Genomic DNA, 26,595 nt, shown 5'->3' on the forward strand with positions numbered 1-26,595 from the left:
CGTGAACAAGACTTCAAGAGGCCGCGCCCTGTCGGTCTGGCGCACGATCCAGACCGACCGCTTTCTGGTCGGCGCGCCGCACTATCCCGAACATGTGGACGAGAGTTACTGGGACAACGACGCCCGGCGCATGGCCGAGGCCGGCTTCAACGTCGCCCGCCTCGGCGAATTCGCCTGGCACATTTTCGAACCGCGTGAAGGCACCTTCGATTTCGACCTGTTCGACCGGGCAATCGAGGGCCTCGCGCGTCACGGCGTCAACACGATCCTGTGCACGCCGACCGCCACCCCGCCGCGCTGGCTGACGGCAAAACATCCGGAAATCCTGCGGCTTGATGGAAATGGCCGGTCGATGGGCCACGGCTCGCGCCAGTATGCCGACACCAGCAGCCCGGTGTTTCGCGACTACAGCCGCAAGATTACCAGGGCGATGGCGGACCACTACCGCGACAACGCAAATGTCATCGGCTGGCAGACCGACAATGAACTCAACACCAGCATGCCGGAATCCTATTCGCCGTCGGCATTGAAGGAATTCCAGGCTTACCTCCAGGAAACCTACAAGACGACAGACAGGCTGAACTTCGCCTGGGGTGGCGATTTCTGGGCGACGGCTTACGGCGATTTCAGCGAAATTGTCTTCCCGCTGGATTTTTCCCCGTCCTTTCCCGGTCCCGGTCACCTCCAGGACTACCACCGTTTTCTCGCCTTTTCGACAGCACGGTTCCAGCACGACCAGGTCGAGATCCTGAGAAAAGCGAATGCCAGTTGGTTCATTTTCCACAATCTCGGCGGATTGCGTGACATCGACTTTCGCGGCCAATTCTCCACCGATCTCGACTTCGTCGGCTACGACATCTATCCGTTCCTCTATGACGAGTTCTTTCGCCTCGGCAACCACGCCAAGATCCAGGCGCTGCATCTCGACATCTGCAGGGGATTTTCCGGCAACTACATAGTGCCGGAACAACAGTCGGGCTTTGGCGCCCAGCCGGGCTTCTGCACGCTGACGCCGGAGCCGGGCGAAATGCGACGCATGGCGATGTCGTCGGTTGCGCGTGGCGCCGATGGTATCATGTTCTTCCGCTGGCGCCCCGCGCATTTCGGTGCGGAGATATACTGGATGGGCATCATCGACCACGATGATGTCGCTCGCCGCCGCTATGACGAAGCCAGGCAGTTCGCCACCGAGGTGACGGCGCTTAAAGACAAGATCCTGGGCACCCATGTGCGGATGGATGTCGGCATCGCCGGCTCGGACTTCGACAATCAGGAAGCCCACAAGACCTTCCCCATCGGCCTGCCAAGTCCGCAGGATGATGCAACCTTGCTGCATCAGTATTGCTATGACCGCGGCATCGCCTGCGGCTTCATCCACCCGGAAGACGATCTGTCGAAGCTCAAGGTCTTCTACGTGCCGCATTGGGTGATCTGGAAGGACAGCTGGACCGAGCGGCTGCAAGTCTTTGCCGAAAATGGCGGTACCGTCATCATCGGCGCGCGCACGGGAACCCGCGACGAAAACAACCACGTCATCCGCGAGACAGCGCCGGGCCGGTCGCTGTCGAAGCTGACCGGCGTTCGCGTCGAGGATTTCGGGCGGCTGGCGGCACCTGGGGCCAATGGCCTGTTCAATACCATGTCGCGCTCCGGCGGGCTCGTCATTCCTCCCGACAGACCGGCCGAATCCAGCCGCCGTATCCGTCGTTTCACCGTCGGAAACCACGAGTTCGATGCCGGTTATTTCTATGAGAACCTCGCAGTCGAACCGGAAGTCGAAATTGTAGGGGTTTGGTCGAACCGCTACGCGGCGGGAACGCCTGCAATTACCTCCCGCGCCGTCGGCAAGGGCCGTGTGCTCTATGTCGGCACTTATCTAACGCCGGAGCTGACAGCTCAACTCGCTACGCGCACTTTCGTGGATGCGAATGTGGAGCCTCTGGTTCCGGATCTGCCGGACGGCGTCGAGGTCACGATGCGCGAGAATGACGAACGCCGGCTGTTGTTCGTGCAAAACGTCAAAGACACGCCCGTTACGGTAACCGGCGTTCCCTTCGGCAGCAACCTGCTCGATAGCGAAGGACCTGTCTCCGGAGTGTTGACGCTGGACGGCTATGGCTGCGCTGTCCTCGAATTGATCTGAGCATTGTCGCGGACGTCAGCGATACGAAACCTGAGTACTCTTTGATCCTGGAATTCGACCGCCATCGGCAGCACGCCGGCATCGATCCATATCGAACCGGCGCTTTGACGTGCGCAAGGAACGGCCGGCGAACTGCTGTTGCTCCCATTCAACGACGGCAGTTACACTACCGGCGCGACCATCGGAGCCGATGGCGGCATCTCGTTTCATCCTTGTGAGCGCCATGAATTTCGACATTTCCGTCCGAACCGAGGCCTTCCGCAGCCGGATCGCCGATTTCGTCGAGCGCGAAATCCTGCCGCTCGAGGCTGACAAGGCTTGCTATGACGGCCATGGCAATATTGCGCTGCCGCTGCTTGAAACGCTGCGCGGCAAGGCGAAAGCAGCCGGCCTGTGGTGCCTGCAGCTCAAACCCGAGACCGGCGGGGCCGGCCTTTCCAAGGTGGATATGGCCGTCTGCTATGAAGAGATGAACCGCTCGATCTTCGGTCCGGTCGTGTTCAATTCCGCGGCCCCCGACGATGGCAATATGATGATGCTGGAAGGGTTGGGAACGCCTGAGCAGAAGCAAAGATGGCTGAAACCGATCGTCGAGGGCAAGGTGCGCTCGGCCTTCGCAATGACGGAACCGCACCCGGGCGGCGGCTCCGACCCGTCGATGATCATGACCAGAGCCGAACGGCGTGGCGACAGATATGTCGTCACAGGCCGCAAATGGTTCATCACCGGCGCGCAAGAGGCGAGCCACTTCATTCTCATTGCGCGCACTTCGGACGATCCGCGTCACGGCCTTTCGGCCTTGCTGTTCCACAAGGACCAGCCGGGCTGGCGGATCGTGCGGCGCATCGAAATCATGGGACCGGAAGAACATGGCGGCCATTGCGAGCTGGAGTTCGACGGCCTGGAAGTCCCGGTCGAGGACGTGCTTGCCGGCGAAGGCAGCGGCCTCCGGGTTACCCAGGTCCGGCTCGGTCCGGCGCGGCTCACCCATTGCATGCGCTGGCTCGGTCTTGCCAAGCGCTGCATCGAGATCGCGCGCGCCTATGCCGCCGAGCGTAGCGGTTTCGGGCAGCTTTTGGCCGACCGTGAGAGTATCCAGCTGATGCTCGGCGACCTTGCCATGCGCATCGAGATCGGGCGGCTGCTGGTGATGAAGGCGGCCTGGGAGCTCGATCGCGGTGGCTTTGCCCGCAAGGAGGTCTCCATGGCCAAGATCCAGGTCGCCAACGTGCTGCATGACGCCGCCGACGTGGCGATCCAGATCAACGGCGCCCGCGGCTATTCGAAAGACACTGTACTCGAATGGATTTACCGCTACGCCCGCCAGGCTCGCCTGGTCGACGGCGCCGACGAGGTCCACAAGATGGTGCTCAACCGCTTTCTCAACGAGGAAGGTGCGGGCTTCTGGCGCTGGCATGTCGAAGCCGGCAGACAAGACGAAACAGGTCGCGGCGGGAACCGCTGAGCCGGCAATGAGGATGGATTTCGATCCGGTACGCCTGGAGGATTTTCTGAGAGCGCATTTTGGCGATGGCCAAATGTCGCTTGAGCGGATCGTCGGCGGCCAATCCAACCCGACCTATTTCGTCGACTATGGCGGCCGCCGCATGGTTCTGCGCAAGAAACCTCCGGGACCGATCCTGCGCGGCGCTCATGCGGTCGATCGCGAGTACCGGGTGATCGAGGCGCTAGCATCGACAAAGGTGCCGGTGCCGCGGCCGGTGCTCTATCACGACGGCGACGAGCCGCTCGGCACGCCGTTCTATCTGATGCAGCGGCTCGACGGCCGGGTGTTCCACGATGGCGCGTTGCCGGGACTGACGCCAGACGAGCGGCGCGGCATCTATTTCGGCATGGCCGAGGCGCTGGCAAAGCTGCACGCCGTCCGGCCGGAAGAGGTTGGGCTCGGCGACTATGGCCGTCCCGGGAACTATTTTGAGCGACAGATCGCGCGCTGGACCAGACAGTTGCGGGAATCGCCGAGCGAGCGCATTGCCGCGCTCGAAGCCGTCGCCGAATGGCTGCCGCGACATCTTCCGCCAGATGATGGCCACGTTTCGATCGCGCATGGCGATTTCCGTCTCGGCAATCTCATCTTCCATCCCGAGCGGCCCGAGGTGATCGGCATACTCGACTGGGAGTTATCGACCCTCGGCCATCCGCTTGCCGATCTCGGCTTCTGCTCGATGCCCTGGCATTCCTCATCGGACGAATATGGCGGCATCCTCGGCCTTGATCAGGCAGCCCTCGGTATTCCGACACAGCGCGAATTCCTCGATCATTACTTCGCCTACGCCGTGCCGACGGCACCGCTGCAGCGGTTCCATCTGGTGTTTGCCATGTTCCGCTTTGCCGTGATCTTCGTCGGCATCGCCGACCGCGTGCTGGCCGGCAGCGCGGTTGCGGCCGATGCGGCGGATGTGGCACCGCTGGCCGGCTGTTTTGCTGTACGCGCCGTGGAAGTCATCGACGGCGCGCGGCCCTGGTGACGCGAGGCTGGCAGTCGGCTGAGCGAGTTGCAGCGATACGCGTTCAGTTCATGCGAACTTCCGGTTCGGCAAGCAGTGGGATCTCCAGGCCACGCCGCAAGCCGGTCGCCACGACCGACACCCTGAATTTTCCGGCGAGTGCCTTGTCGAAGATGGCGCCGACGATGATGTCGGCATCGTTGTCGACCTCCTCGCGGATGCGGGTAGCGGCTTCGTCGACCTCGAACAGCGTCATGTCCATGCCGCCCGATATCGAGACAAGGACGCCCTTGGCGCCCATCATCGAGGCTTCGTCGAGCAGCGGGTTGGCGATTGCCGCTTCCGCTGCCTTCTTGGCGCGGCCTTCTCCGGCGGCTTCGCCGGTTCCCATCATGGCGCGGCCCATGTCGCGCATCACCGACTTCACATCGGCGAAGTCGAGATTGATCAGGCCTTCCTTGACGATCAGATCGGTGATGCAGCCGACACCCGCATAGAGGACCCGGTCGGCCATGGCGAAGGCGTCGGCGAACGTGGTTCTGGCGTCGGCGATCCTGAACAGGTTCTGGTTGGGAATGACGATGACGGTATCGGCGCTTTCGCGCAGGCGCTCGATGCCCTCATCGGCAGCGTACATGCGGCGCCTGCCTTCGAAGACGAATGGCTTGGTGACGACGGCAACGGTCAGTATTCCGGCTGCCCGCGCTGCCTGCGCTATAACAGGCGCGGCACCAGTGCCGGTTCCGCCTCCCATGCCGGCGGTCACGAAGCACATGTGCGTTCCAGCAAGGTGATCCATGATCTCGTCGATGGATTCCACGGCCGCGGCACGGCCGACCTCGGGCAGGGACCCGGCGCCGAGACCTTCGGTGATATGAGCGCCCAACTGGATCAGCCTCGTTGCCTTCGACATGGCAAGGGCCTGGGCATCGGTGTTGGCGACGATGAATTCCGCGCCCTGCAGGCCTTCGGCGATCATGTTGTTGACGGCGTTGCCGCCGCCGCCGCCGACCCCGACGACGGTGATCTTGGGCCTCATCTCCGAGATTACCGGCCTCGTCGCGGTGTTCATTGCCGTTCTCCCTGGATACGCCGAGTGGTCGCTGGAAGCTTGTCCCGGGCGCACTGCGAAAACTCTGAACCGGGCAGTGCGAATCAGGACAGCCCAGAATGCAGGGAATCAGAGCGCGGAGCGGGCTGCAAGTGCGCGATGTGCCTCATAGGCGACTTGCGACTGAAAGTTCACGCGATGCGCCTTGATACAGTGCAGATCGCGGCGGGGCGCCGCACGCTACAACTTCGGCGCGAGGCACTGCGCGACATGGTCGGCAATCGTCAGGCAGGAGGTCAGGCCGGGGCTTTCGATGCCGAACAGGTTGACCAGGCTATCCACGCCGTGCACCGCCACGTCCTGGACGACGAAGTCGGCATTGGCCTCACCGGGACCGGACAGTTTTGGCCGGATGCCGCTGTAAGCGGGTTGCAGGCTGCCATCGGCCAGGTCCGGCCAGTATTTGCGGATCTCGCTGTAGAAGCGCTCGCCACGAGCCGGGTCGACGCGGTAGTCGAGTTGATCGGTCCATTCGACGTCCGGCCCGAAGCGGGCGACGCCATCAAGGTCGAGTGTCAGATGAACACCGAGCCCGCCGGGTTCGGGCACCGGATAGACCAATCGCGAGAACGGCGCCCGTCCGGCCACCGAAAAATAATTGCCCTTGGCATAATGGAGCTTTGGCACGAATTGCTGATTGAGCCCTTCAAGCGAACCGGCAAGTGCTGCGGCGCCAAGCCCGGCGGCATTGACGAAACGCGGAGTGGCGATCTCGAAGCGCTCGCCGCCGGCAGCGTCCACCGTCTCGAGCACGACGCGGCCTGCTTCGATGCGGCCGGAGGCGATGCGCGTGTTGAGACTAAGTGCCGCCCCGTGCTCCTCGGCGTCGCCCAACAGGGCGAGCATCAGGGCATGGCTGTCGATGATGCCGGTGGCGGGCGACAGCAGCGCCGCCGTGCACTTAAGGCTGGGCTCCAGCGTATGCGCCTCGGCTTCGCTCAAGCGCAACAGGTCGCCGGCGCCGCAAGCGCGTGCATTGGCCCGGATTGAGGCGAGCACCGGCTCCTGTTCGGCACTTGTGGCAACGATGAGCTTGCCGCAGCGCGCGTGTGGGACCGCCCGCTCCTCGCAATAGCGATAGAGTCTTTCCCGGCCGGCCACGCAGAACCGGGCTTTCAGCGATCCAACCGGATAGTGGAGGCCGGCATGGATGACCTCGGAATTGCGCGAGCTTGTCCCGGTGCCGATAGCGTTCTCGGCTTCCAGGACCAGCGTATCGATGCCGCGCTGCGCCATCTCTCGCGTGATCGCCAGGCCAACAACGCCGGCGCCGGCGACAATGCAGTCGACATGGTCCACGGTTAGGTCAAGCCGAAGTTCTGCATGCGTCCATCCATCCGCTGGCCCTGCCGAAAGCGCTTGACACTATACCGTTCGAGAAAGATGCATCAAACGGCATAACGCACGGGGACCTGCCGAGCCGGACCGGCGGCAGGACTGTTCCGCGTGCAGCATCAGGAGCCGTCATGGACGCACGACCGAATTCACCCGAAGCCCGCGACATAAGCTTTCACATGCATGGCTATACGAATGCGCGCAAGCATCAGGAGTCGGGGCCGCTCGTCATCGAGAAGGGCGACGGCATCTATGTCGAGGACCTTGCCGGCAACCGCTATATCGAGGCGATGGCGGGGCTCTGGAGCGTCGCGGTCGGCTTTTCGGAGAAGCGGCTGGTCGATGCGGCAGTACGGCAAATGTCGAAGCTGCCTTACTATCACGATTTCGGCTCCAAATCGCATTCGCCGCTGATCGATCTCGCCGAGAGACTGGTGCAGATGGCGCCGGTGCCGATGAGCAAGGCGTATTTCACCAATTCCGGCTCCGAGGCCAACGATACGGCCATGAAGATGATCTGGTACCGGTCGAATGCGCTCGGCCAGCCGGCGCGCAAGAAGATCATCAGCCGCAAGAAGGGCTATCACGGCGTCACCATCGCCTCGGCAAGCCTGACCGGACTGCCCAACAACCACACTTCCTTTGACCTGCCGATTGCCAATGTGCTGTATACCTCGACGCCGCACCATTGGCGCGAGGCGCTGCCGGGTGAAAGCGAGGAGCTGTTTTCGACGCGGCTTGCCGACGAACTGGAAAAGCTGATCCTCGCCGAAGGACCGGAAACCATCGCCGCCTTTTTCGGCGAACCGATCATGGGCGCCGGCGGCGTCATCGTACCGCCGGCGGGCTACTGGGAGAAGATACAGGCGGTCCTGTCGAGATACGACATCCTGCTCATCGCCGACGAGGTGATCTGCGGCTTTGGCCGAACTGGTGAGATGTTCGGCTCGCAGACCTTCGGCATCAGGCCCGACATCATGGTGTTATCGAAACAGATCTCTTCGTCCTACCTGCCGATCTCAGCCCTGCTGATCAATGACAAGGTATTCGAGCCGATCGCCGACGAAAGCAACCGTATCGGCACCTTCGGCCACGGTTTCACCGGCGGCGGCCATCCTGTTGCGGCAGCGGTCGCGCTCGAGAACCTGAAGCTGATCGAGGAGCGCGACCTTGTCGGCAATGCGCGTGCGGTCGGCGCGCATATGCTGAAGCGGCTGCGCACGCTCGCTTCGCACCCGCTTGTCGGCGAGGTGCGCGGCATCGGCCTGATTTCGGCGGTCGAACTGGTCGGCGACAAGGCGAACAAGGCGCCGTGGGGGAAGACCAGTGAACTGGGCGGGCTCGTCAACGGCTTCATGCAGCAGAACGGCGTCATCTCGCGCAATATGGGCGATGCGCTGGCTTTCTGCCCGCCGCTGATCATCACCGAGCCGCAGGTCGACCAGGTGATCGACGCGTTTGAACGGTCGCTCGAGGCTGCCGCCAAGCAGGTCCGATCGCAGAGCTGAATAGGCAAAGTCGATTTTGAAACCTGAAAACAAAAACGCCTCGGCGACGGCTGGCAGAAGGTTACCCTCCACACCCGTTGCTGCCGTTTAGTCTCCGTGCTTTGTTTTCGCAGATGAGCCGCTGAATCCTTCCAGTTCCTCGCCGATTCCTGAAAGTGCATTGACGATCGTCGTCTCGACGTCGCCACGCTGTTTCTGGGGAATCAAGCCAAGTCCTTTTTGTATCGCTTCACGCCAATGTTTCCCCCTGTCCCACGCTTCCGAAAACGCGATGGCGAGATCGTCCTGGCGACGGGTAGCTTCCAGTGCCTCGACCAGAAGTGCTGCCTGGTGGACATCCTTTTCCCGCTTGCCCACGCCGTTTGCGTTGTTCTGTCGGCGCGAGGCAACGATCAGCTTGTGAACCGCATATCGTCCGGGCGACGGTACCACGACAGGCACTCCCGATCGATGCAGCAGCACAGTTCTGATTGGTTCGTGGATCAGGAAATCGAGAAACCGAAGAGGCTGCGCGGATGCACCGCCCAAAAACGTCATCGAGGTTGCATGATCGGCGTAGTCATCGCTGCCCGTGTTCGGTGTAAGGAACTCGACCTTGTATCGGACTGCGTTCTCGAATTGCGTCGCGTGTCCGGGATCTGATCTGTGAGGGATTTCCCTGAAGGTTGGGTCGATCTCCCTCAAGATTTCGAGGATGGGCGGCAGGCTGTCCTCGACCGCGGCCGACACGGAACGGAATAGGGCGAAGTCTGCATCGCCCGTCTGCAACGCTGCACCGGGCAGCTTCACGCCCAGATAGCCCGCGTAGGACTGAAAGGCGACTGTGCCGACCAGGACGCCGCGTAAGCGGAAGATGCCAGCCTTCCCCAGCGCCTCGACGACATCCCCGGTGAACCTTTCGGGTTCTGTCAGCCCTGCCTCGCGCACGAGCGTGGATACCAGCTTCCTGCGGGCGCGGAGGTCGTCCTTGATCTGACGGAAGGATTCAACGCGTTTTGCAATCTCGGGATCGCTGTCAGGCCCGACATACCGTCGCGTCTTCGTCGGCTGCGTTTCCTCGAAATACCAGTATACCTTGCCCTTGACGGGCACCTTGACGAGATTGCCCGTCGTAGGGAAATCCGTTTCGAAGACTGCGTCCAAGGATCGCTGGGCGAGTTCCGCATACATCGTGCGGTAAACGAGGTCGACCGTCTTCATGTCAGGCGGCTCCGGTTATAAGAAAAATGCGGTTCTCTTATAGCGGCATGACCTCAAGGGACGCAAGCGGGAGTTATAAGAAAATCGCGAAAACCTATAACACCGCAGGAGAGGGTCAGGAATCCTTGTTGCCGGCGTGCAGCCAAATCAGAATGGGTTTTGCTCATTCAGATAAACAAAGCCATCACGAAAACGCTGCTTGGATGTGGCGCTCGACCTCACCGCGTTCGCGAACGGCCCGAGCCTGTCATAGGCGTTTTTGGTCGACGCGCTATTTTGGCGACGCATCCGGCACGACGACCAGCTTGCCAACGAAATCCTTGGCGATGAAATCGGCCTGGGCGCGATGGAAATCGGAGAGCCGGTAGACGCCGCCGACCAGCGGCCGGATTTTCTTGTCCTCGATGTAACGCACGATGCGGCGGAAATCCGCCCGCGTGCCTTGGCTCGAGCCATGCAGTTGGAGCTGTTTCAGGTACATGGTGCGCAGGTCGAGCTGGACGACCGGGCCGGCGATCGCGCCGGCCGTGGTATAGCGGCCTTCCGGCCTCAAGATGCGCAAGAGGTCATTGAAGATGGCGCCGCCGACCAGGTCGGCGACCACATCGATTGGCCGCCCGCCGGTCGCCTCGTTCACGGCTGCCGGCAGGTCGGCCACGCCACGGGTGATCACCGCCTCGGCGCCGATGTCACGCACGGCCTGTTCCTTGCCCTTGCCGGCAACCGCATAGGGAATGGCGCCGCGTGCCCGCGCCAACTGCACGATGCCGGAGCCGACGCCGCCCGAGGCGCCGGTGACCAGCACGCGCTCACCGGCCTTCAATGCTGCGCGTTCCAGCATCTGTTCGCCGGTGAGATAGGCGCAGCAGAAAGTGGCGAGCTCGACATCGCTGAGATCGGTATCGACGACATGGGCATTCTCTGCCGGCACCGCCTGATATTCGGCATAGCCGCCGTCGCGGCCGTGGCCCATATAGTCGATGTCGGCGAGTGAATCGTCGTCGCGATTGTAGATGGAGAAATCGACCATCACCCGCTCGCCGATGCGGGTCGGCGACACGCCGTCGCCGACGGCAATGATGTTGCCGACCGTGTCGGTGCCCTGGATGCGCGGGAAGCTCAGCGTATTGCCCCGACGACGCCAGGTCGACACAGCGGCGGCATCCTCCTCCGTTCCATAGGCGCCCTGGCGCACCCAGACGTCGGTGTTGTTCATGCCGCAAGCGGTGACCTTGACCAGCACCTCGCCCCGGGCGGGCGAGGGCACTTTCACGTCGGTGCGGTAGACGAGCTTTTCCGGTCCGCCGTGCCCGATCAGTTGCACGGCGGCCATGGTGGCGGGGAGGGTCTTGGTCATGGCATTCATGTCGGCTCTTCAGATATTTGCAAACACGCTCTTCACCGCGTCGGCCGTCCTCGACACGACGATATCGGCCTCTTGCCGCGTCAGGCAGAGCGGCGGCGCGAAACCGAGAATGTCGCCCTGCGGCATGGCCCGGCCGATGACGCCGCTTGCCGCAAGGGTGGTCGCGACCTGCGGCCCGATTTTATGCGAGGCGTCGAAGAATACGCGATCGTTCTTGTCGGCGACGAACTCGATCGCCGCCAGCATGCCGTCGCCGCGCACCTCGCCGACGTTTTTGTGGCCGCCGACGGCTTTCGTCAGCTCGGCGCGGAAATAGGCGCCGGTCTCGCCGGCGTTCCGCACCAGGTCCATCTCGTCGATCAGTTCCAGGTTGGCGACGCCGGCGGCGACGCAGATCGGATGCGCCGAATAGGTCCAGCCATGACCGAGCGAGCCGAGCTTGTCTGAACCCTGCACCAGCACCTGCCAGACCTTGTCTGACACGATGACGCCCGACAGCGGCGCATAGGCCGAGGTCAGGCCCTTGGCGATCGTGATCAGGTCGGGCTTGATGCCGTAGTGGTCGGAGCCGAACATGGTGCCCAGCCGGCCGAAGCCGGTGACGACCTCGTCGGCAACCAGAAGCACGTCGTATTTCTTCAGCACCGCCTGGATCTTCTCCCAGTAGCCGGCCGGCGGCGGCACGATGCCGCCGGTGCCGAGGATAGGCTCACCGATGAACGCGGCGACCGTCTCCGGCCCTTCGGCGAGAATCATCTCCTCGAGCTTGTCGGCACAGTGTTGCGAAAACTGCTCCTCGCTCAGCGAGCGGTCGGCACGGCGGAAGTAGTAGGGCGCCTCGGTGTGCAGGACCGGCGCACGCGGCAGGTCGAAGGCGTTGTGGAACAGGTCGAGGCCGGTCAGCGATCCGGTCATGATGCCGGAGCCGTGATAACCGCGCCAGCGCGAGATGATTTTCTTCTTCTCCGGCCGGCCGAGCACGTTGTTGTAGTACCAGATCAGCTTGATGTTGGTTTCGTTGGCGTCGGAACCGGAGAGCCCGAAATAGACCCTCGACATGCCCTGCGGCGCGCGGTCGATGATCATCTTGGAAAGCGTGATCGACGCCTCGGTGCCGTGCCCGACATAGGCGTGATAATAGGCGAGGTTCTTGGCCTGTGCGGCGATGGCGTCGGCGATCTTCTGACGGCCATAGCCGACATTGACGCAGTAGAGGCCGGCGAAAGCATCGATGCTCTTGCGACCGTTATTGTCCCAGATGGTGACGCCTTCGCCGCCGGCGATGATGCGGGTCGGCGATTCACCCCGTGCATGCGTGCCCATATGGGTCGAGGGATGGAAGAAGTGATCGCGGTCCCAGGCGGCGAGTTCGTTTGACTGGTCGAGCATCTTTTTACTCCTGAGGAAAAGTGTCGGGCGCGGTTCTAGGCCACGTCCAGGCAGAGATATTTGAGATCGGTAAAGGCTTCGAGCCCGTGACGCGAGCCCTCCCGGCCGATGCCGGACTGCTTGACGCCGCCGAACGGGATCGGCGCGCCGGTGATCCTGACGCGATTGATGGCGACCATGCCATAGTCGAGCGCGCGGCCCATGCGCAATTGCCGGCCGCCGTTTTCAGTGACGACATAGGCGACCAGGCCGTACTCGGTGGCATTGGCGCGGGCGGCGACTTCCTCTTCGCTGTCGAAGGGCGTCACGGCCGCAACCGGACCGAAGGTCTCCTCGCGCATGATCAGGGCGTCGTCGTCAACATCGGCCAGCAGCGTCGGCTGGTAGAACAGCGGCCCGGCAGGATGGCGCTTGCCGCCGGTCAGGCAACGCGCGCCTTTGGCGAGCGCATCGGCCACCTGCTCCTCGACCTTCTTGACGGCGCGTTCGTGCATCAAGGGTCCGATTTCGGTGTCCTCAGCGAGGCCATTGCCGGTCCGCAATGCCTCGACGCGTTTGGCGAAAGCAGCGCAGAACCGATCGTAGAGCGGACGCTGGACATAGATGCGGTTGGCGGCGAGGCAGTCCTGGCCGGAGGTGGCAAATTTGGCGTCGACGGCTATTCTCACCGCCTTGTCGAGATCGGCGTCGGCAAAGACGATCAGCGGCGCATGCCCGCCAAGTTCCATCACCAGACGCTTCATCGTCGGCGCACTTTGCGCGGCAATCAGCCTGCCGATCTCGGTCGAGCCGGTGAAGCTCATGGCGCGAACGCGCGGGTCTTCGCACATCCGCCCGACGATGGTCGAAGCCCTGCCGGTGAGGACGTTGAACACGCCAGCCGGCAGGCCGGCACGTTCGCCAAGCTCGGCCAGCGCCAGTGCCGACAGCGGCGTTTCCGAGGAAGGATGCGCGACGATGGTGCAGCCGGCGGCAAGGGCGGCAGCCGCCTTGCGGGTCAGCATGGCCGCTGGAAAATTCCACGGCGTGACGACGCCGACGACACCGAGCGGTTCGCGTCGCACCACCATCTCGGCATTTGGCAAATGGCTGGTGACGCTTTCGGCGTTGAGACGTTTGGCCTCCTCGGCATACCACTCGACAAAAGAGGCTGCGTAGTCGATCTCGCCGCGCGATTCCTTCAGCGGCTTGCCTTGTTCGAGCGTCATCAGCAGGGCCAGGTCATTTTTGGCGGCGACGATCAGATCGAACCATTTTCGCAAGATTTTCGACCGTTCCTGCGGCAGCAATGCGCGCCAGGCAGGAAAGGCGCGCGATGCCGCATCGATCGCCAATGTCGTCTGCCGGGCATCGAGCGCGGCAACGAAAGCGACGGTGGATCCGGTGGCCGGATCGGTCACCTCGAAACTCTCCGCGGTCTCGCTCGCCGTCCAGTGGCCAGCGACATAGGCGAGTTCGCGCAGCAGCCGTCGGTCGGCGAGGCGGTCAAGTGCTTCATGGCGCTGCGAGCGGGCAAAATGTGCGGACATCATCGGGCTCCCGGTTCGGGTGATGCCGCAAGACTATCTCTGCCGCGCAAACAGAGAGGCTGTTTGCGTGCCTGCACGTAGAGAGATTGTCTCTATTGCACCGAGCGGGCAGACGATCTCTCCGATATCAGGAAGATGTCGGCAACAGGTCCGCCACCGGCAGCACACTCTCCTCCTTCACCGTCTTGGTGACGATATAGGTGAAATAGCGGTCGATGCCGATCTCCCGCTCGAGCAGAGTGTCGACCAGCCGCTGATAGGCGTCGATGTCGCGCGCCATCACCTTCAGCAGGTAATCGACGCCGCCGCCGACAGACCAGCAGGCGACGATCTCGGGGATGTCGCGGATGACGCGCTCGAAACGGTCGAAATCGGCCTGGCGATGGCTGGCAAGCGTCACCTCCATCAGCACGGTAGCGACCGGCGAGATGGCGCGCATGGCGATCCTGGCATGGTAGCCCGAGACGATGCCGGCCTTTTCCAGCTTGCGCAGCCGCATCCAGCACGGCGTCGGCGACAGGCCGACTTTCTCGGCCAGCGCCAGCTTGGTGATGCGCCCGTCGCGCTGGATGGCGTCGAGTATTTTCAGATCGATCGGATCGAGTTTCGCTGCAGCCATGATCGTCCACTTCTAGTGCCGGACACCATGACGGCGCATTATTTCGATTGTCAATTGCACTGATTTCGATCTCTAATAAGTCATGACATTTTGGCGACCAGATCCCGCTCTTATCCGGCGGCCGGCCTATCAATCGCTCGCCGACCAGTTCGCGCGCGCCATCCATGACGGGCGCCTGGCCAATGGCGCGCGCTTGCCGACGCACCGGCAGTTGGCTGACGATCTGCAACTTTCCGTGCAGACGGTCAGCCGCGCCTATGAGGAATTGATCCGCCGCGGGCTGGTGTCCGGCGAGATCGGCCGCGGCAGCTTCGTGCAGACGCAGCGCCGCGAGCCGGAGCCGCCCTATCTGCCGGAGCGGCTGGGCGAGGTCATCGATCTCTCCATCCTGAAGCCGGTCTGCGAACCGATGCATCTGGAGCGGCTGAGGCAGGCACTGGGCTGGCTCGCCGAAAACCTGCCGTCGAGCTCGGCGCTGTCGTTCAGGCCGAACATGGTGTTCCCACGCCACCGTGCGGTGGGTGTCGAGTGGCTACGCCTCTGCGGCCTCGACGCGTCGCCGCAGAACATCAGCCTGACCAACGGCGCCACCGCCGGTATGACGGTAGCGCTGATGAGCGTAGCGCCGCCCGGTTCGACCGTCGCCACCGAGGCGATCGGTCACCACACGCTGATCCCGCTGGCGCGTTATCTCGGCTTCAACCTCGAGGGTTTGCCGATCGACGACAATGGGCTGATCCCGGAAGCGCTGGACGAGGCCTGTCGGCTGTCCGACATCCGCGCCGTGTTCGTGCAGCCCTCGGTGATCAACCCGACGGCAACGCTGATGGATGCCGCCCGGCGCGAGCAGATCGCTGCGGTGGCGCGCAGGCACGACATCGCCGTTATCGAAAACGACGTCCTCGGCCCGTTGGTCGAGGACAGGCCGCCGCCGGTAGCCGCCTTCGCGCCCGAGCGCACGCTCTACGTCACCTCCTTTACCAAGATCGTGGTGCCGGGCCTGCGCATCGGCTATCTCGCGGCGCCCGATCGTTATGTCGCCGCGGTCGCCAATCGCCATCTCGTCTCGAACTGGATGGCGACGCCGTTGGTGGCCGAGATCGCCACCAAATGGGTGACCGACGGCACCGCGATGGAACTCGTGCGATGGCAGCGCCTGGCTTTGCGGCGGCGTCTGGACATAGCCGCCGAGGTGCTTGCCGGAGTGGACTATCGGGCTCATCGCGACGGGCTGCATGTCTGGCTGCAACTGCCCGAGGATCGCGGCGAGGAAAGCTTTGTGTCCCAGGCGCGCCTGCAGGGCGTGGCGATTGCGCCCGGTACGTCGTTTCGCATTTCGCAGATGCCTTGGCATCCAGCTGTCCGGATTTCGCTTGGCTCGACCACGGAGGGGGAACTGCGTGCCGGTCTCGGCGTTGTCACCAAGCTTCTGCTCGGCGATCCCGAGCATCTCCTGCTTGCCATCTAGGGAACAAATGGCGGGGAATTGTGCGGAGTTCGAAATATTGTCATGATATGATTTTCTTGATTGACATGATTTGCCGCGATCCGCATCGTTAAAGGCATAGCTTCTCCAGCACGGGAAATTCATTGTCGGCGCCCATCATCAAGATCGACGGTATTTCGAAAAGCTTCGGCACCTTCAAGGTGCTGGACGGCCTCTCGATGCAAGTCATGCCCGGCGAGAAGCTGGCACTGATCGGTCCATCGGGTTCGGGCAAGACGACGATCCTGCGCATCCTGATGACGCTAGAGCGTATCGACAGCGGCCACATCCAAGTCGACGGTGAACAGTTGTACCACATGGAGCGTAACGGCCGGCTGCTGACGGCCGATGAACGGCATTTGGCAAAGATGCGCCAGAAGATCGGCATGGTCTTCCAACTGTTCAATCTGTTTCCGCACAAATGTGTCATCGACAATGTGACGCTGGCACCGATGCTGACCAAAGGCGTGCCGCGGGCCGCCGCCGAAAAGCGGGCGATGGAACTGCTCGACATGGTCGGCATGGTCGACAAGGCCAAAGCGATGCCGGCGCAGCTTTCAGGCGGCCAGAAGCAGCGCGTCGCGATTGCGCGGGCGCTGGCGCTGTCGCCGAAAATCATGCTGTTCGACGAGGTCACCTCGGCGCTCGACCCTGAGCTCGTCGACGAGGTGCTCAACGTCATGCGCAAGCTCGCCGCCGAGACCGACATGACCATGCTGCTGGTCACCCACGAGATGGGTTTCGCCCATGACTTCGCCGACCGGGTGCTGTTCTTCGATCGCGGCAGAATAGTCGAGGAGGGCAAGCCCGACGAGATTTTCCGCCATCCCAAACAGGAGCGCACGCAAGGTTTCCTGAAGAAGATCATTGCGGCCGGACATCGGGTCTGACTGCCATGCGAGGCGGCGACGCCTCAAGCAAGCCAAGAAGACAGACAAACAAGGAGTTGGGAACAATGAAGAAATTTGCCATTTTGGCCGGCGTCGCCGGTATCGCGCTGACGGCGGTGCTGGCCGCCTCGACGGCCGGCTCGGCCGATGACAGCAAGCTCGAAGAGCTCAAGGCGCAAGGCTTTGCCCGCGTCGCCATCGCCAACGAGCCGCCCTATACGGCGGTCGCTGCCGACGGCAAGGTTTCGGGTGCGGCGCCTGACGTTGCCCGTGAAATCTTCAAGCGCCTTGGCGTCAACGATATCGTCGCCTCGATCTCGGAATATGGCGCGATGATTCCCGGCCTGCAGGCCGGCCGTTTCGACGTCGTCACCGCCGGATTGTTCATGAAGCCGGAACGTTGTGCTGCGGTCGCCTATTCGGAACCGGTGCTGTGCGACGCCGAGGCGATGCTGGTGAAGAAGGGCAACCCGAAGGGTTTCAAGAGCTACGAGGACGTCGCGAAGGACGCGAGCGCCACGATCGGCGCACCGGGTGGCGGCACCGAAGAGAAGCTGGCGCTCACCGCAGGTGTGCCGCGCGAGCGCGTCATCGTCGTGCCGGACGGCCAGAGCGGCCTGAAGATGCTGCAGGACGGCCGCATCGATGCTTATTCGCTGCCCGTGCTGTCGATCAACGACCTGGTCAAGAAAGCCAATGATCCGAACCTCGAAGTCATCGCGCCGGTGGTCGGTGCGCCGGTCTATTGCGACGGCGCGGCCTTCAAGAAGGGCGACGAAGCGCTGCGCGACGCCTATGATGTCGAGCTGGCGAAACTGAAGAAGTCCGGCGAGTTCGCCAAGATCATCGAGCCTTACGGCTTCTCGGCGGCGGCGGCAATGTCGACGAGCCGCGACAAGCTCTGCTCGGCGAAGTAGGTGCGTTCTTCCTTCTCCCCTTTCACGGGGAGAAGGTGGCCCGAAGGGCCGGATGAGGGGCGGCGCCATACTCCGGTTGGTTCGCGCTGCCCCTCATCTGCCTGCCGGCATCTTCTCCCCGTGAACGGGGAGAAGGACGCTGGAACCAACGTGTCGCTAGACATTCAACGCGGAAACTTTCGACCCAATGACCCAATGGTCCGGCTATTTCGGCCTGATATTGCAAGGAGCGCTTGTCACCATCGAGCTGACGCTGATGGGGTCGGTGCTGGCCTTGATCATGGCTTTTCTTGCCGGACTGGGGCGGCTGTCGCGGTTTTTCGTGCTACGCGCGCTGGCCACCGCGTATATCGAGTTCTTCCGCGGCACCTCGATTTTCGTGCAGCTGTTCTGGGCTTATTTCGTGCTGCCTTTTGCCGGCATTTCGCTGACGCCGCTGCAGGCCGGCGTGCTGGCGCTGGGCCTCAATGTCGGCGCCTATGCGGCGGAAGTGGTGCGTGGCGCCGTCAAGTCGATCGGCCGCGAACAATATGAGGCCTGCACCGCCCTCAATCTCGGCCGCTGGCAAGCCATGCGCCATATCATACTGCCGCAGGCGCTTCTGGTGATGCTGCCAACCTTTGGCAACAACGCCATTGAATTGCTCAAGGCCACCGCCGTCGTTTCGCTAATCTCGCTCGCCGACCTGACCTTCCAGGCGCAGGTGGTGCGCTCGCAGACCGGCAATACTCTGGTGCCGTTCAGCACCATCCTCGTCATCTATTTCGTCCTGGCGCTGCTCATCTCATGGGGCGTGCGGTCGCTGGAACGCCGCATGGCGCGTGGCCTCGACGGGGTGCGCGTATGATGGATCGGCCCTGCTAATGGAATGGGATTGGGATTTTGTCCGGCAGATCCTGCCGACGCTGATCGAGGGGGTGAAGATCACCATCCTGGCGACGCTGCTCGGCTCGGTACTGGCGGCCATCATTGGACTGGGCATCGCGTTGGCGCGCCGGTCGCCGAACAGGGCTCTGTCGCGCACCGTCGGTTTCCTTGCCGAGTTCATCCGTGGCACGCCGCTGTTGGTGCAGCTCTATTTCATCTTCTACGTGCTGCCGGATTTTGGCATCCTGTTGCCGCCGTTGGTGGCGGGCGTCATCGGTCTCGGACTGCATTACGGCACTTACACGGCCGAGGTCTACCGCGCCGGCATCGACAATGTGCCGCGCGGCCAATGGGAAGCGGCCAAGGCCTGCAATCTGAACGCCACGCAGACCTGGACGCACATCATCATTCCGCAGGCAATTCCGCCGATGATCCCGGCGCTTGCCAATTATTTCATCGCCATGTTCAAAGAGACGCCGCTGCTGTCGGCGATCACCGTGCTGGAACTGATGAACCAGGCCAAGAGCGTCGCCAATACCTATTACCGGTATATCGAACCGATCACCTTGGTCGGCGCCTTCTTCCTCGCCATCAGCCTGTTCTCGGTAGTGCTGCTGCGCTGGCTGGAACACCGTTATGGGCGGATCGAAAGATGAGCGCTGCACCCGAAATCCGCCTGCATTCGGCCCGGCCGCCGCTCGACGCGCGTCCGCTGGAAAAGCGGGTAGGCCTGATCATCCTTGCCACCGACCACACGAGCGAACCGGATTTTCACCGCATGGTGGCAAGCGACCGCATCGGCGTTTATGTCGCGCGCATCCCCTACGCCAACCCGACGACGCCGGACAATTTGCGCAAGATGCAGCCGTCACTGACGGCGGCCGCGGCCCTGATCCTTCCTGACGAGCCGCTCGACGCGATCTGCTATTCCTGCACCTCGGCCTCCGTCGTGATCGGCGATGCCGAGATCGAGGCCGCGGTGCAGGCCGCCAAACCCGGCGTGCCGGTGGTTACGCCGCCGATGGCCGGGGTGCGCGGCCTGAAGGCGCTAGGCGCCAGGACGATCAGCATTCTTACCCCTTATACGATCGAGACCAGCCGGCCGATGGCGGCCTATTTCACCGAGCATGGTTTCGAAATCGTCAGCTTCACTTGCCTCGGCTTCGAGGATGATCGCGAGATGGCGCGGATTGCGCCGAAATCCTTGGTCGATCTGGCTCGCGAGGCGACGGCCGAACACTCGGACGCGCTGTTTGTCTCCTGCACGGCACTGCGGTCCGCGGCGGCAGTTGTCGGTATGGAAGAAGCCATCGGCCGTCCTGTCGTCACCAGCAACCAGGCGACAGCCTGGAATTGCCTGCGGCTTTGCGACGACGACGAGCCGCGTCCTGAATTCGGCCGTCTGATGACGCTGCCGTTGAACTGATTGCAGAGCCATGACCACGTCCAGGATAAGCCTCTCCGACATCCGCGCCGCGCGCGAGCGCATCGCAGGCAAGGTCGAGCGTACGCCGACCGTCACTTCCCGGAGTCTTTCCCAGCACTTGGGCGCTCCTGTTTATCTCAAGCTCGAACATCGGCAGACCACCGGCGCCTTCAAGCTGCGCGGTGCCTCGAACGCTATCGCTTCGCTGACAGACGAGGAGAGGGCGCGTGGCGTCGTCGCTGCCTCGACCGGCAACCACGGCCGGGCGCTTGCCTATGCCGCTCGACTGCAAGGCATCCACGCGACGATCTGCATGTCGCGGCTGGTGCCGCAGAACAAGCTGGACGAGATCCGTCGGCTCGGCGCCGAGATCCGTATCGTCGGCAACAGCCAGGACGATGCGCAGCGGGAGGTCGAACGGCTGGTCGCGGAAGAGGGGCTGATCATGCTGCCGCCCTTCGACCATCCTGCCATTGTCGCCGGGCAAGGCACGCTCGGGCTGGAGATCATCGAACAGGTTCCGGACGCCGCCTTGGTGCTGGTGCCGCTTTCCGGCGGTGGGCTGGCGGCTGGCGTCGCTGCTGCCGTGAAGGGCGTCAGCCCGGCGACGAAGGTGATGGGCGTTTCAATGGCGCGCGGTGCGGCGATGAAGGCGAGCCTCGACGCCGGACATCCGGTTTTGGTCGAGGAACTGCCGACGCTGGCCGATTCCCTCGGCGGCGGCATAGGCCTCGACAACCGGCTGACCTTTTCCATGTGCCGCGACCTGCTCGACGATGTGATCCTGCTCAGCGAGGACGAGATCGCCGCCGGCATCCGGCATGCCTATGAGCAGGAGCGCGAGATCGTCGAAGGCGCCGGCGCGGTCGGCATCGCAGCCGTGCTTGCCGGCAAGATCAGGGCGAGCGGCCCGACGGTGCTCGTGCTGTCCGGCCGCAACATCGATATGACACTGCACCGCAAGATCATCTGCGGCGAAGCAATTGCGGAGAGCGCAGCATGAGCCGGATGACGATCCTCACCGAAGCTGAATTGCGCAAGATCGTGAAGCTTGATCTCGATGCCGTTGCCTGCGTCGAGAACGCGTTTCGCGCGCTCGCCACCTTGCCGGTGGCGATGCCGCCAATCCTCAGGCTCGACATTCCCGAGCATCGCGGCGAGGTCGACGTCAAGACCGCCTATGTACCGGGCATCGACGGTTTTGCCATCAAGATCAGCCCCGGCTTCTTCGACAATCCGAAGCTCGGCCTGCCCAGCGTCAACGGCATGATGGTACTGCTGTCGGCGAAAACCGGTCTGGTCGAGGCGCTGCTGCTCGACAATGGCTATCTCACCGACATCCGCACGGCGGCGGCCGGCGCGGTTGCCGCCAAGCATCTGTCGCGGCCGGGTTCCTCCGTTGCCGCGATCTTCGGCGCCGGTGTTCAGGCCGGACTGCAGCTCGAGGCGCTGATGCTGGTGCGGCCGATCACCAAAGCCCGCATCTGGGCAAGGGATGCCGGCAAGGCCGAAGCCGCGGCCGACGCATTGTCCGAAAGACTGGGCATCGCCGTTCACGCCGAGCCCGACGCGGCAAAGGCTGCGGCCGATGCCGACATCATCGTCACCACGACGCCGTCGACCGAGCCGCTGATCAAGGCCGGCTTCGTCTCCGCCGGCCAGCATATCACTGCCATGGGCTCGGATGCCGAGCACAAGAACGAGATCGCGCCGGCGATCCTGCGCATGGCCGATCTCTACGTCGCCGATAGCGCCAAACAGACGCGCCGATTGGGCGAACTGCACCATGCTATCGCGGCGGGCGTGATGGCGTCCGATGCCGAAATCACCGAGCTTGGCCACATCATCGCCGGCGAAAGGCACGGCCGGCGCTCGGACAGCGACATCACCATCGCCGACCTGACCGGCACCGGCGTGCAGGACACGGCGATCGCCACGCTCGCCCGCGACCGTGCGCGTGCGGCCAAGACCGGTACGATTTTCGAAAGCTGATGCTGGCCGCAAGGCCCAACAAACGAGGACCAAGAACAATGCAGCCCAACTTGAAATTCTCGCACGGCGAATATGCGGAGCGCCTCGCCAAGACGCGGAAGGCCATGGAAGCCAAGGGCATCGATCTGCTCGTCGTCAGCGATCCGTCCAACATGGCTTGGCTGACCGGCTATGACGGCTGGTCGTTCTATGTGCATCAGGCTGTCATCGTGCCGCCGTCGGGCGAGCCGGTGTGGTACGGGCGCGGCCAGGACGCCAACGGCGCCAAGCGCACCGCCTATCTCGCGCACGACAACATCATCGGCTATGCCGACCACTATGTGCAGTCGACCGAGCGCCATCCGATGGATTTTCTGTCCAGCGTGTTCGCCGATCGCGGCTGGGGCAAGCTCAGCATCGGCGTCGAGATGGACAATTACTGGTTCTCGGCCGCTGCCTTCGCAGCGCTGCAGAAGCACTTACCCTATGCCCGCTTCGTCGACGCCACGGCACTCGTCAACTGGCAGCGCGCGGTGAAGAGCCCGACCGAAATCGACTACATGCGCAAGGCCGCCCGCATCGTGGAAGCGATGCACCAGCGCATCGTCGACAAGATCGAGGTCGGCATGCGCAAATGCGACCTGGTCGCCGAGATCTACGATGCCGGCACGCGCGGCGTCGACGGCATCGGCGGCGACTATCCGGCGATCGTGCCGCTGCTGCCGTCGGGCGCCGACGCATCGGCGCCGCATCTGACCTGGGACGACCGGCCGATGAAATCGGGCGAGGGCACCTTCTTCGAGATCGCAGGCTGCTACAACCGCTATCACTGCCCGCTGTCGCGGACAGTGTTCCTTGGTAAACCGACGCAGGAATTCCTCGATGCCGAAAAGGCGACGCTGGAAGGCATGGAGGCGGGACTTGCCGCCGCCAAGCCCGGCAACACATGCGAGGACATCGCCAACGCCTTCTTCGCGGTGCTGAAGCGGTACGGCATCGTCAAGGACAACCGCACCGGGTACCCGATCGGGCTTTCCTATCCGCCTGACTGGGGCGAGCGCACGATGAGCCTGCGTCCAGGCGACCGCACCGAGTTGAAGCCCGGTATGACCTTCCATTTCATGACCGGCTTGTGGCTCGAAACGATGGGGCTGGAAATCACCGAATCCATCCTGATCACCGAGACGGGCGTCGAGTGCCTGGCGAATGTGCCGCGCAAACTGGTGGTGAAGAATTGAGCCCGATGTCCAGCCTTCGCCCATCACCGATCACGCCGACCGTCGATTTCGAGCGCGACGGCGTGCAGCACGGTTTCCTGCGCCTGCCTTACAGCCGCGACGATTCCGCCTGGGGATCGGTGATGATCCCGATCTGCGTCATCCGCAACGGCAAGGGGCCGAGCGCATTGCTCACCGGCGGCAATCATGGCGACGAGTACGAGGGGCCGCTGGCGCTCTATGACCTCGCCCGTACGCTCAACCCGAAGCAAGTCAGCGGCACGATCATCATCGTGCCAGCAATGAACTATCCGGCGTTCCGCGTCGGCACGCGCACCTCGCCGATCGACAAGGGCAATCTCAACCGCAGCTTTCCCGGCCGGCCCGACGGCACGGTGACCGAGAAGATCGCCGATTATTTCCAGCGCGAGCTTCTGCCCCGTACAGACATCGCGCTCGACTTCCACTCCGGCGGCAAGACGCTCGACTTCGTGCCGTTCTGCGCCGCCCACATCCGGCCCGACAAGGTGCTGGAAGCAAAGGGTTTCGCTGCGGTTGAAGCCTTCTCCGCACCATGGTCGATGAAAATGCTGGAGATCGACGCGGTCGGCATGTTCGACACTGCCGCCGAAGAGATGGGCAAGCTGTTCATCACCACCGAGCTTGGCGGCGGCGGGACTTCGCGCGCGGAAACGGTGCGGATCGCACGTCGCGGCGTGCTCAACGTGCTGCGTCATGCCGGCATCGTCGCCGGCGCGGTCGAGATGCAGCCAACCCGCTGGCTCGACATGCCGTCCGGCGATTGCTTCTCGTTCGCCGAGGACGACGGGATGATCGAAACCATGATCGATCTCGGCGAGCCGGTGGCAGAGAACCAGGTGCTGGCACGTATCCATTCCATAGGCCGCACCGGCGGCGCGTCGCAGGAGATCCGGGCCAAAATGTCCGGTCTGTTGGCGGCGCGGCATTTTCCGGGGCTGGTCAAGGCCGGCGACTGCGCTGCCGTGGTCGCCGTGCTGGTCGATTGATGGTTAGGAAGCCGATGTCGGGAACGGCTCGGTCCTGCCTTTGGGGCGATCGCCGATGGCAAAGACGGCGCTCGCCTCGCTGACGATCGAGACATGATCCTTGGCGGCTGTTCCGGCCGCCGCACTGTCGCCGCGCATGATTGCTGTCACGATGGCGTCATGCTCCTGCCACGACTGGGCTAGCCGGCCGGGCAGCATGAATTGCGCGCGCCGGAACGGCGCCAGCCGGCCACGGGTCATGACGGTCAGTTCATAAATGTGCTTGCTGTGGGCGCCGCGATAGAGCCGGGTGTGGAATTCGGTGTTGAAGAGCTCATACTCTTCTTCGGCACCGAGCTGCACGAAGCGCGCCGACGCCTGGTGCTCGGCCTCCAGCGTGCGGCGCTCGCCAGCGGTCATGCGCTCGGCCGAGAACCGCGCGCAGATCGCTTCAAGCTCGGCCATGCTTTCGAACATCGAGGCGAGGTGCTCCTGCGTCACCACGGCGACGGTGGCGCCGCGGTTCGGCCGCCTTTCGACCAGCCCCATGGCGCTGAGCCGGCTGAGCGCTTCCCTGATCGGCGTGCGTGAGACGTCGAAGCGGGCGGCTAGCGAGGCCTCGTCGAGCTTTTCGCCCGGGCGCAGGAAACCGGTGACGATCCGGTCGCTGATCGCCCTCACCATCTGATCGACGGTCGTGCCCGACCTGATCAAATTGCGCTTTCCCGACACGTCTCCTCCGTCCAGTCTTTTCGCTAGAGCCGTAAGCCACTCACCGGCTTCGATTCCTCTGCATCTCTGTATGCCTATGTTTTAGCCTTCATGTCAAATTGGCGATTTTGGAGGCAAAAAGTGTATGCAATTGCTCCGGCTTTGTGCAGCCCACATCGGCACACTCATTGATATTGCAGAATAAATCTCATTTCTGAAACTGGCATGCTGATTGCATACACTTTTTTCATTGAGGTGTTAACCGGCCCCAAAGGCCCCACAGAGGGAGCATTCAATGTCCGAGAGATTCATGCTTAGCCGCCGCGACCTGCTCAAGACCTCCGCCGCCGGAGCGGCGCTCGGCCTTGCGTCCGCATCGTTTCCGATCAGCAGGGCCTTCGCCGCGACGGCCACCGTCGGCTTCATCTATGTCGGGCCAAAGGACGATTACGGCTACAACCAGGCGCATGCCGAAGGCGCCGCCACGCTGAAGGGGATCGAAGGAATTTCCGTCGTCGAGGAGGAGAACGTGCCGGAGACGGTCGACGTGCAGAAGACGATGGAATCGATGATCAATCTCGACGGTGCGTCGCTGATCTTCCCGACCTCGTTCGGCTATTTCGATCCGCACATGCTCGCCATGTGCGCGAAATTCCCCGACGTGCAGTTCCGCCATTGCGGTGGCATGTGGAACAAGGACAAGCATCCGATGAATGCCGGTTCCTATTTCGGCTATATCGGCATGGGCCAGTATCTGAACGGCGTCGTCGCCGGTCACACCAGCAAGACCAAGAAGCTCGGCTTCGTCGCGGCAAAGCCGATCCCGCAGGTGTTGCTCAACATCAATTCCTTCCTGCTCGGCGCGCGCTCGGTCGATCCGACCATCACCTGCCAGGTGATCTTCACCGGCGAGTGGTCGCTGGCGGTCAAGGAGGCCGAGGCCACCAATGCGCTGGTCGACCAGGGTGCCGACGTCATCACCTGCCATGTCGACAGCCCCAAGGTGGTGGTCGAGACGGCGGCCGGGCGTGGCGCCTTCGTCTGCGGCTATCATGCCAACCAGAGCCCGCTGGCGCCGGAAAAATACCTGACCGGCGCGGAATGGAACTGGGCCAAGGTCTACAAGACGTTCGTCGACGATCTGGTGGCCGGCACGCCGCTGCCCAATTTCACGCGCGGCGGCCTGGCCGACGGCTTCGTCAAGATGAGCCCGCTCGGCCCCGCTGTCGGCGAGGCCGCCCGCAAGCAGTTCGACGGCACGCTGGCCGAAATGATGAAAGGCGGCTTTTCCGTCATCAAGGGTCCGCTGAAGAGCAACAAGGGCGTCGTCGTCGCGACCGAAGGCCAGGCCTTCGCCGAGACCGCGCTCGAACTCGAAAGCATGGACTACCTGGTCGAGGGCGTCGTCGGCTCGACCGCCTGAACCGGATCGGAG

23 protein-coding genes are annotated in these 26,595 nt (G+C 63.1%); 15 read left to right on the forward strand and 8 right to left on the reverse strand.

Features of this window, described 5'->3' with window-relative positions; all coding sequences use genetic code 11:
- Window position 1: 1 nt before the first annotated feature.
- The 3 genes from NKH41_RS19255 to NKH41_RS19265 all read left to right on the forward strand — a co-directional run bounded on the left by NKH41_RS19255 (window position 2) and on the right by NKH41_RS19265 (window position 4,632).
- Window positions 2-2,143 (forward strand): beta-galactosidase, encoded by a 2,142-nt coding sequence (locus NKH41_RS19255; RefSeq protein ID WP_352769462.1) that lies wholly within the window; start codon window positions 2-4, stop codon window positions 2,141-2,143.
- Window positions 2,144-2,366: 223 nt separating this feature from the next.
- Window positions 2,367-3,608, forward strand: a complete 1,242-nt coding sequence (locus NKH41_RS19260) for an acyl-CoA dehydrogenase family protein (protein ID WP_352541731.1) — start codon at window positions 2,367-2,369, stop codon at window positions 3,606-3,608.
- Window positions 3,609-3,615: 7 nt separating this feature from the next.
- Window positions 3,616-4,632: a phosphotransferase family protein gene (locus NKH41_RS19265; protein ID WP_352769551.1), complete on the forward strand. Its 1,017-nt coding sequence runs from the start codon at window positions 3,616-3,618 to the stop codon at window positions 4,630-4,632.
- Between the two features lie 43 nt (window positions 4,633-4,675).
- Here NKH41_RS19265 and ftsZ read toward each other — a convergent pair whose 3' ends face one another.
- Together ftsZ and NKH41_RS19275 are read right to left on the reverse strand one after the other, a co-directional pair.
- The gene (gene ftsZ / locus NKH41_RS19270; protein ID WP_023677189.1) at window positions 4,676-5,683 is read right to left on the reverse strand and encodes a cell division protein FtsZ; all 1,008 of its coding nucleotides are present in this window, start codon (window positions 5,681-5,683) and stop codon (window positions 4,676-4,678) included.
- A 219-nt stretch (window positions 5,684-5,902) separates the two neighbouring features.
- The gene (locus NKH41_RS19275; RefSeq protein ID WP_352769464.1) at window positions 5,903-7,021 is read right to left on the reverse strand and encodes an NAD(P)/FAD-dependent oxidoreductase; all 1,119 of its coding nucleotides are present in this window, start codon (window positions 7,019-7,021) and stop codon (window positions 5,903-5,905) included.
- Window positions 7,022-7,188: 167 nt separating this feature from the next.
- Here NKH41_RS19275 and NKH41_RS19280 point away from each other — a divergent pair, with 167 nt between their 5' ends.
- Window positions 7,189-8,565, forward strand: a complete 1,377-nt coding sequence (locus NKH41_RS19280; RefSeq protein ID WP_352473216.1) for an aspartate aminotransferase family protein — start codon at window positions 7,189-7,191, stop codon at window positions 8,563-8,565.
- An 87-nt stretch (window positions 8,566-8,652) separates the two neighbouring features.
- Here the strand turns inward: NKH41_RS19280 and NKH41_RS19285 are convergent, their stop codons facing one another.
- From NKH41_RS19285 to NKH41_RS19305, 5 genes are all read right to left on the reverse strand, one after another.
- The gene (locus NKH41_RS19285; RefSeq protein WP_352769465.1) at window positions 8,653-9,765 is read right to left on the reverse strand and encodes a nucleotidyltransferase family protein; all 1,113 of its coding nucleotides are present in this window, start codon (window positions 9,763-9,765) and stop codon (window positions 8,653-8,655) included.
- A 271-nt stretch (window positions 9,766-10,036) separates the two neighbouring features.
- The gene (locus NKH41_RS19290; RefSeq protein WP_352769468.1) at window positions 10,037-11,131 is read right to left on the reverse strand and encodes an alcohol dehydrogenase family protein; all 1,095 of its coding nucleotides are present in this window, start codon (window positions 11,129-11,131) and stop codon (window positions 10,037-10,039) included.
- Window positions 11,132-11,140: 9 nt separating this feature from the next.
- Window positions 11,141-12,520 (reverse strand): aspartate aminotransferase family protein, encoded by a 1,380-nt coding sequence (locus tag NKH41_RS19295; RefSeq protein ID WP_352769471.1) that lies wholly within the window; start codon window positions 12,518-12,520, stop codon window positions 11,141-11,143.
- Between the two features lie 35 nt (window positions 12,521-12,555).
- Window positions 12,556-14,049 carry an NAD-dependent succinate-semialdehyde dehydrogenase gene (locus NKH41_RS19300; protein WP_352769473.1) on the reverse strand — a complete coding sequence of 498 codons (1,494 nt, stop codon included), beginning with the start codon at window positions 14,047-14,049 and terminating at the stop codon, window positions 12,556-12,558.
- Between the two features lie 127 nt (window positions 14,050-14,176).
- Complete coding sequence (locus tag NKH41_RS19305) at window positions 14,177-14,668, reverse strand: Lrp/AsnC family transcriptional regulator (protein ID WP_352769476.1); 492 nt, start codon at window positions 14,666-14,668, stop codon at window positions 14,177-14,179.
- A gap of 82 nt (window positions 14,669-14,750) precedes the next feature.
- Between NKH41_RS19305 and ehuR the strand changes: the two genes are divergently transcribed.
- The 10 genes from ehuR to doeB all read left to right on the forward strand — a co-directional run bounded on the left by ehuR (window position 14,751) and on the right by doeB (window position 24,470).
- Window positions 14,751-16,136 (forward strand): MocR-like ectoine utilization transcription factor EhuR, encoded by a 1,386-nt coding sequence (ehuR, locus tag NKH41_RS19310; RefSeq protein WP_352769479.1) that lies wholly within the window; start codon window positions 14,751-14,753, stop codon window positions 16,134-16,136.
- 122 nt (window positions 16,137-16,258) lie between these two features.
- The gene (ehuA, locus tag NKH41_RS19315; RefSeq protein ID WP_023677199.1) at window positions 16,259-17,044 is read left to right on the forward strand and encodes an ectoine/hydroxyectoine ABC transporter ATP-binding protein EhuA; all 786 of its coding nucleotides are present in this window, start codon (window positions 16,259-16,261) and stop codon (window positions 17,042-17,044) included.
- Window positions 17,045-17,109: 65 nt separating this feature from the next.
- Window positions 17,110-17,961 (forward strand): ectoine/hydroxyectoine ABC transporter substrate-binding protein EhuB, encoded by an 852-nt coding sequence (gene ehuB, locus NKH41_RS19320; protein ID WP_023677200.1) that lies wholly within the window; start codon window positions 17,110-17,112, stop codon window positions 17,959-17,961.
- A gap of 187 nt (window positions 17,962-18,148) precedes the next feature.
- The gene (gene ehuC, locus NKH41_RS19325; protein WP_352769482.1) at window positions 18,149-18,808 is read left to right on the forward strand and encodes an ectoine/hydroxyectoine ABC transporter permease subunit EhuC; all 660 of its coding nucleotides are present in this window, start codon (window positions 18,149-18,151) and stop codon (window positions 18,806-18,808) included.
- Between the two features lie 16 nt (window positions 18,809-18,824).
- Window positions 18,825-19,484 carry an ectoine/hydroxyectoine ABC transporter permease subunit EhuD gene (gene ehuD, locus NKH41_RS19330; RefSeq protein WP_352635941.1) on the forward strand — a complete coding sequence of 220 codons (660 nt, stop codon included), beginning with the start codon at window positions 18,825-18,827 and terminating at the stop codon, window positions 19,482-19,484.
- Entirely contained in the window at window positions 19,481-20,254 is a 774-nt protein-coding gene (eutA, locus tag NKH41_RS19335) for an ectoine utilization protein EutA (RefSeq protein WP_352769485.1), read from the forward strand. Before ehuD ends, eutA begins: the two co-directional genes overlap by 4 nt.
- A 10-nt stretch (window positions 20,255-20,264) precedes the next feature.
- A complete protein-coding gene (gene eutB, locus NKH41_RS19340) occupies window positions 20,265-21,257 on the forward strand; it encodes a hydroxyectoine utilization dehydratase EutB (protein WP_352769488.1) in 993 nt (330 codons plus the stop codon).
- Window positions 21,254-22,246 carry a cyclodeaminase gene (locus NKH41_RS19345; protein WP_352769491.1) on the forward strand — a complete coding sequence of 331 codons (993 nt, stop codon included), beginning with the start codon at window positions 21,254-21,256 and terminating at the stop codon, window positions 22,244-22,246. The genes eutB and NKH41_RS19345 overlap by 4 nt, the downstream gene beginning before the upstream one ends.
- A gap of 38 nt (window positions 22,247-22,284) precedes the next feature.
- On the forward strand, window positions 22,285-23,463 hold the full coding sequence (gene doeA, locus NKH41_RS19350) for an ectoine hydrolase DoeA (RefSeq protein ID WP_352769493.1): 1,179 nt from the start codon (window positions 22,285-22,287) through the stop codon (window positions 23,461-23,463).
- A 5-nt stretch (window positions 23,464-23,468) separates the two neighbouring features.
- Window positions 23,469-24,470, forward strand: a complete 1,002-nt coding sequence (gene doeB / locus NKH41_RS19355) for a N(2)-acetyl-L-2,4-diaminobutanoate deacetylase DoeB (RefSeq protein ID WP_352769496.1) — start codon at window positions 23,469-23,471, stop codon at window positions 24,468-24,470.
- A gap of 3 nt (window positions 24,471-24,473) precedes the next feature.
- On the opposite strand, the gene NKH41_RS19360 is transcribed toward doeB, so the two are convergent.
- Complete coding sequence (locus tag NKH41_RS19360) at window positions 24,474-25,133, reverse strand: GntR family transcriptional regulator (RefSeq protein ID WP_023677208.1); 660 nt, start codon at window positions 25,131-25,133, stop codon at window positions 24,474-24,476.
- A gap of 322 nt (window positions 25,134-25,455) precedes the next feature.
- On the opposite strand from NKH41_RS19360, the gene NKH41_RS19365 reads away from it, so the two are divergent.
- Entirely contained in the window at window positions 25,456-26,583 is a 1,128-nt protein-coding gene (locus tag NKH41_RS19365; RefSeq protein ID WP_352769498.1) for a BMP family ABC transporter substrate-binding protein, read from the forward strand.
- The last annotated feature ends 12 nt before the right edge of the window (window positions 26,584-26,595 follow it).

The sequence above is a fragment of the Mesorhizobium sp. M1169 genome, from assembly GCF_040318345.1.
Taxonomy (GTDB): domain Bacteria; phylum Pseudomonadota; class Alphaproteobacteria; order Rhizobiales; family Rhizobiaceae; genus Mesorhizobium.

Coding starts and splice junctions, on each gene's coding strand:
- doeA (WP_352769493.1), top strand. CDS start 22,285: ATGCAGCCCAACTTGAAATTCTCGCACGGCGAATATGCGGAGCGCCTC.
- eutB (WP_352769488.1), top strand. CDS start 20,265: ATGACCACGTCCAGGATAAGCCTCTCCGACATCCGCGCCGCGCGCGAG.
- NKH41_RS19285 (WP_352769465.1), bottom strand. CDS start 9,765: ATGAAGACGGTCGACCTCGTTTACCGCACGATGTATGCGGAACTCGCC.
- NKH41_RS19360 (WP_023677208.1), bottom strand. CDS start 25,133: ATGGTGAGGGCGATCAGCGACCGGATCGTCACCGGTTTCCTGCGCCCG.
- ehuR (WP_352769479.1), top strand. CDS start 14,751: ATGACATTTTGGCGACCAGATCCCGCTCTTATCCGGCGGCCGGCCTAT.
- NKH41_RS19345 (WP_352769491.1), top strand. CDS start 21,254: ATGAGCCGGATGACGATCCTCACCGAAGCTGAATTGCGCAAGATCGTG.
- ehuD (WP_352635941.1), top strand. CDS start 18,825: ATGGAATGGGATTGGGATTTTGTCCGGCAGATCCTGCCGACGCTGATC.
- ehuB (WP_023677200.1), top strand. CDS start 17,110: ATGAAGAAATTTGCCATTTTGGCCGGCGTCGCCGGTATCGCGCTGACG.
- NKH41_RS19295 (WP_352769471.1), bottom strand. CDS start 12,520: ATGCTCGACCAGTCAAACGAACTCGCCGCCTGGGACCGCGATCACTTC.
- doeB (WP_352769496.1), top strand. CDS start 23,469: ATGTCCAGCCTTCGCCCATCACCGATCACGCCGACCGTCGATTTCGAG.
- eutA (WP_352769485.1), top strand. CDS start 19,481: ATGAGCGCTGCACCCGAAATCCGCCTGCATTCGGCCCGGCCGCCGCTC.
- ftsZ (WP_023677189.1), bottom strand. CDS start 5,683: ATGAACACCGCGACGAGGCCGGTAATCTCGGAGATGAGGCCCAAGATC.
- NKH41_RS19305 (WP_352769476.1), bottom strand. CDS start 14,668: ATGGCTGCAGCGAAACTCGATCCGATCGATCTGAAAATACTCGACGCC.
- NKH41_RS19300 (WP_352769473.1), bottom strand. CDS start 14,049: ATGTCCGCACATTTTGCCCGCTCGCAGCGCCATGAAGCACTTGACCGC.
- NKH41_RS19260 (WP_352541731.1), top strand. CDS start 2,367: ATGAATTTCGACATTTCCGTCCGAACCGAGGCCTTCCGCAGCCGGATC.
- NKH41_RS19365 (WP_352769498.1), top strand. CDS start 25,456: ATGTCCGAGAGATTCATGCTTAGCCGCCGCGACCTGCTCAAGACCTCC.
- NKH41_RS19290 (WP_352769468.1), bottom strand. CDS start 11,131: ATGAATGCCATGACCAAGACCCTCCCCGCCACCATGGCCGCCGTGCAA.
- NKH41_RS19280 (WP_352473216.1), top strand. CDS start 7,189: ATGGACGCACGACCGAATTCACCCGAAGCCCGCGACATAAGCTTTCAC.
- NKH41_RS19265 (WP_352769551.1), top strand. CDS start 3,616: ATGAGGATGGATTTCGATCCGGTACGCCTGGAGGATTTTCTGAGAGCG.
- ehuC (WP_352769482.1), top strand. CDS start 18,149: ATGACCCAATGGTCCGGCTATTTCGGCCTGATATTGCAAGGAGCGCTT.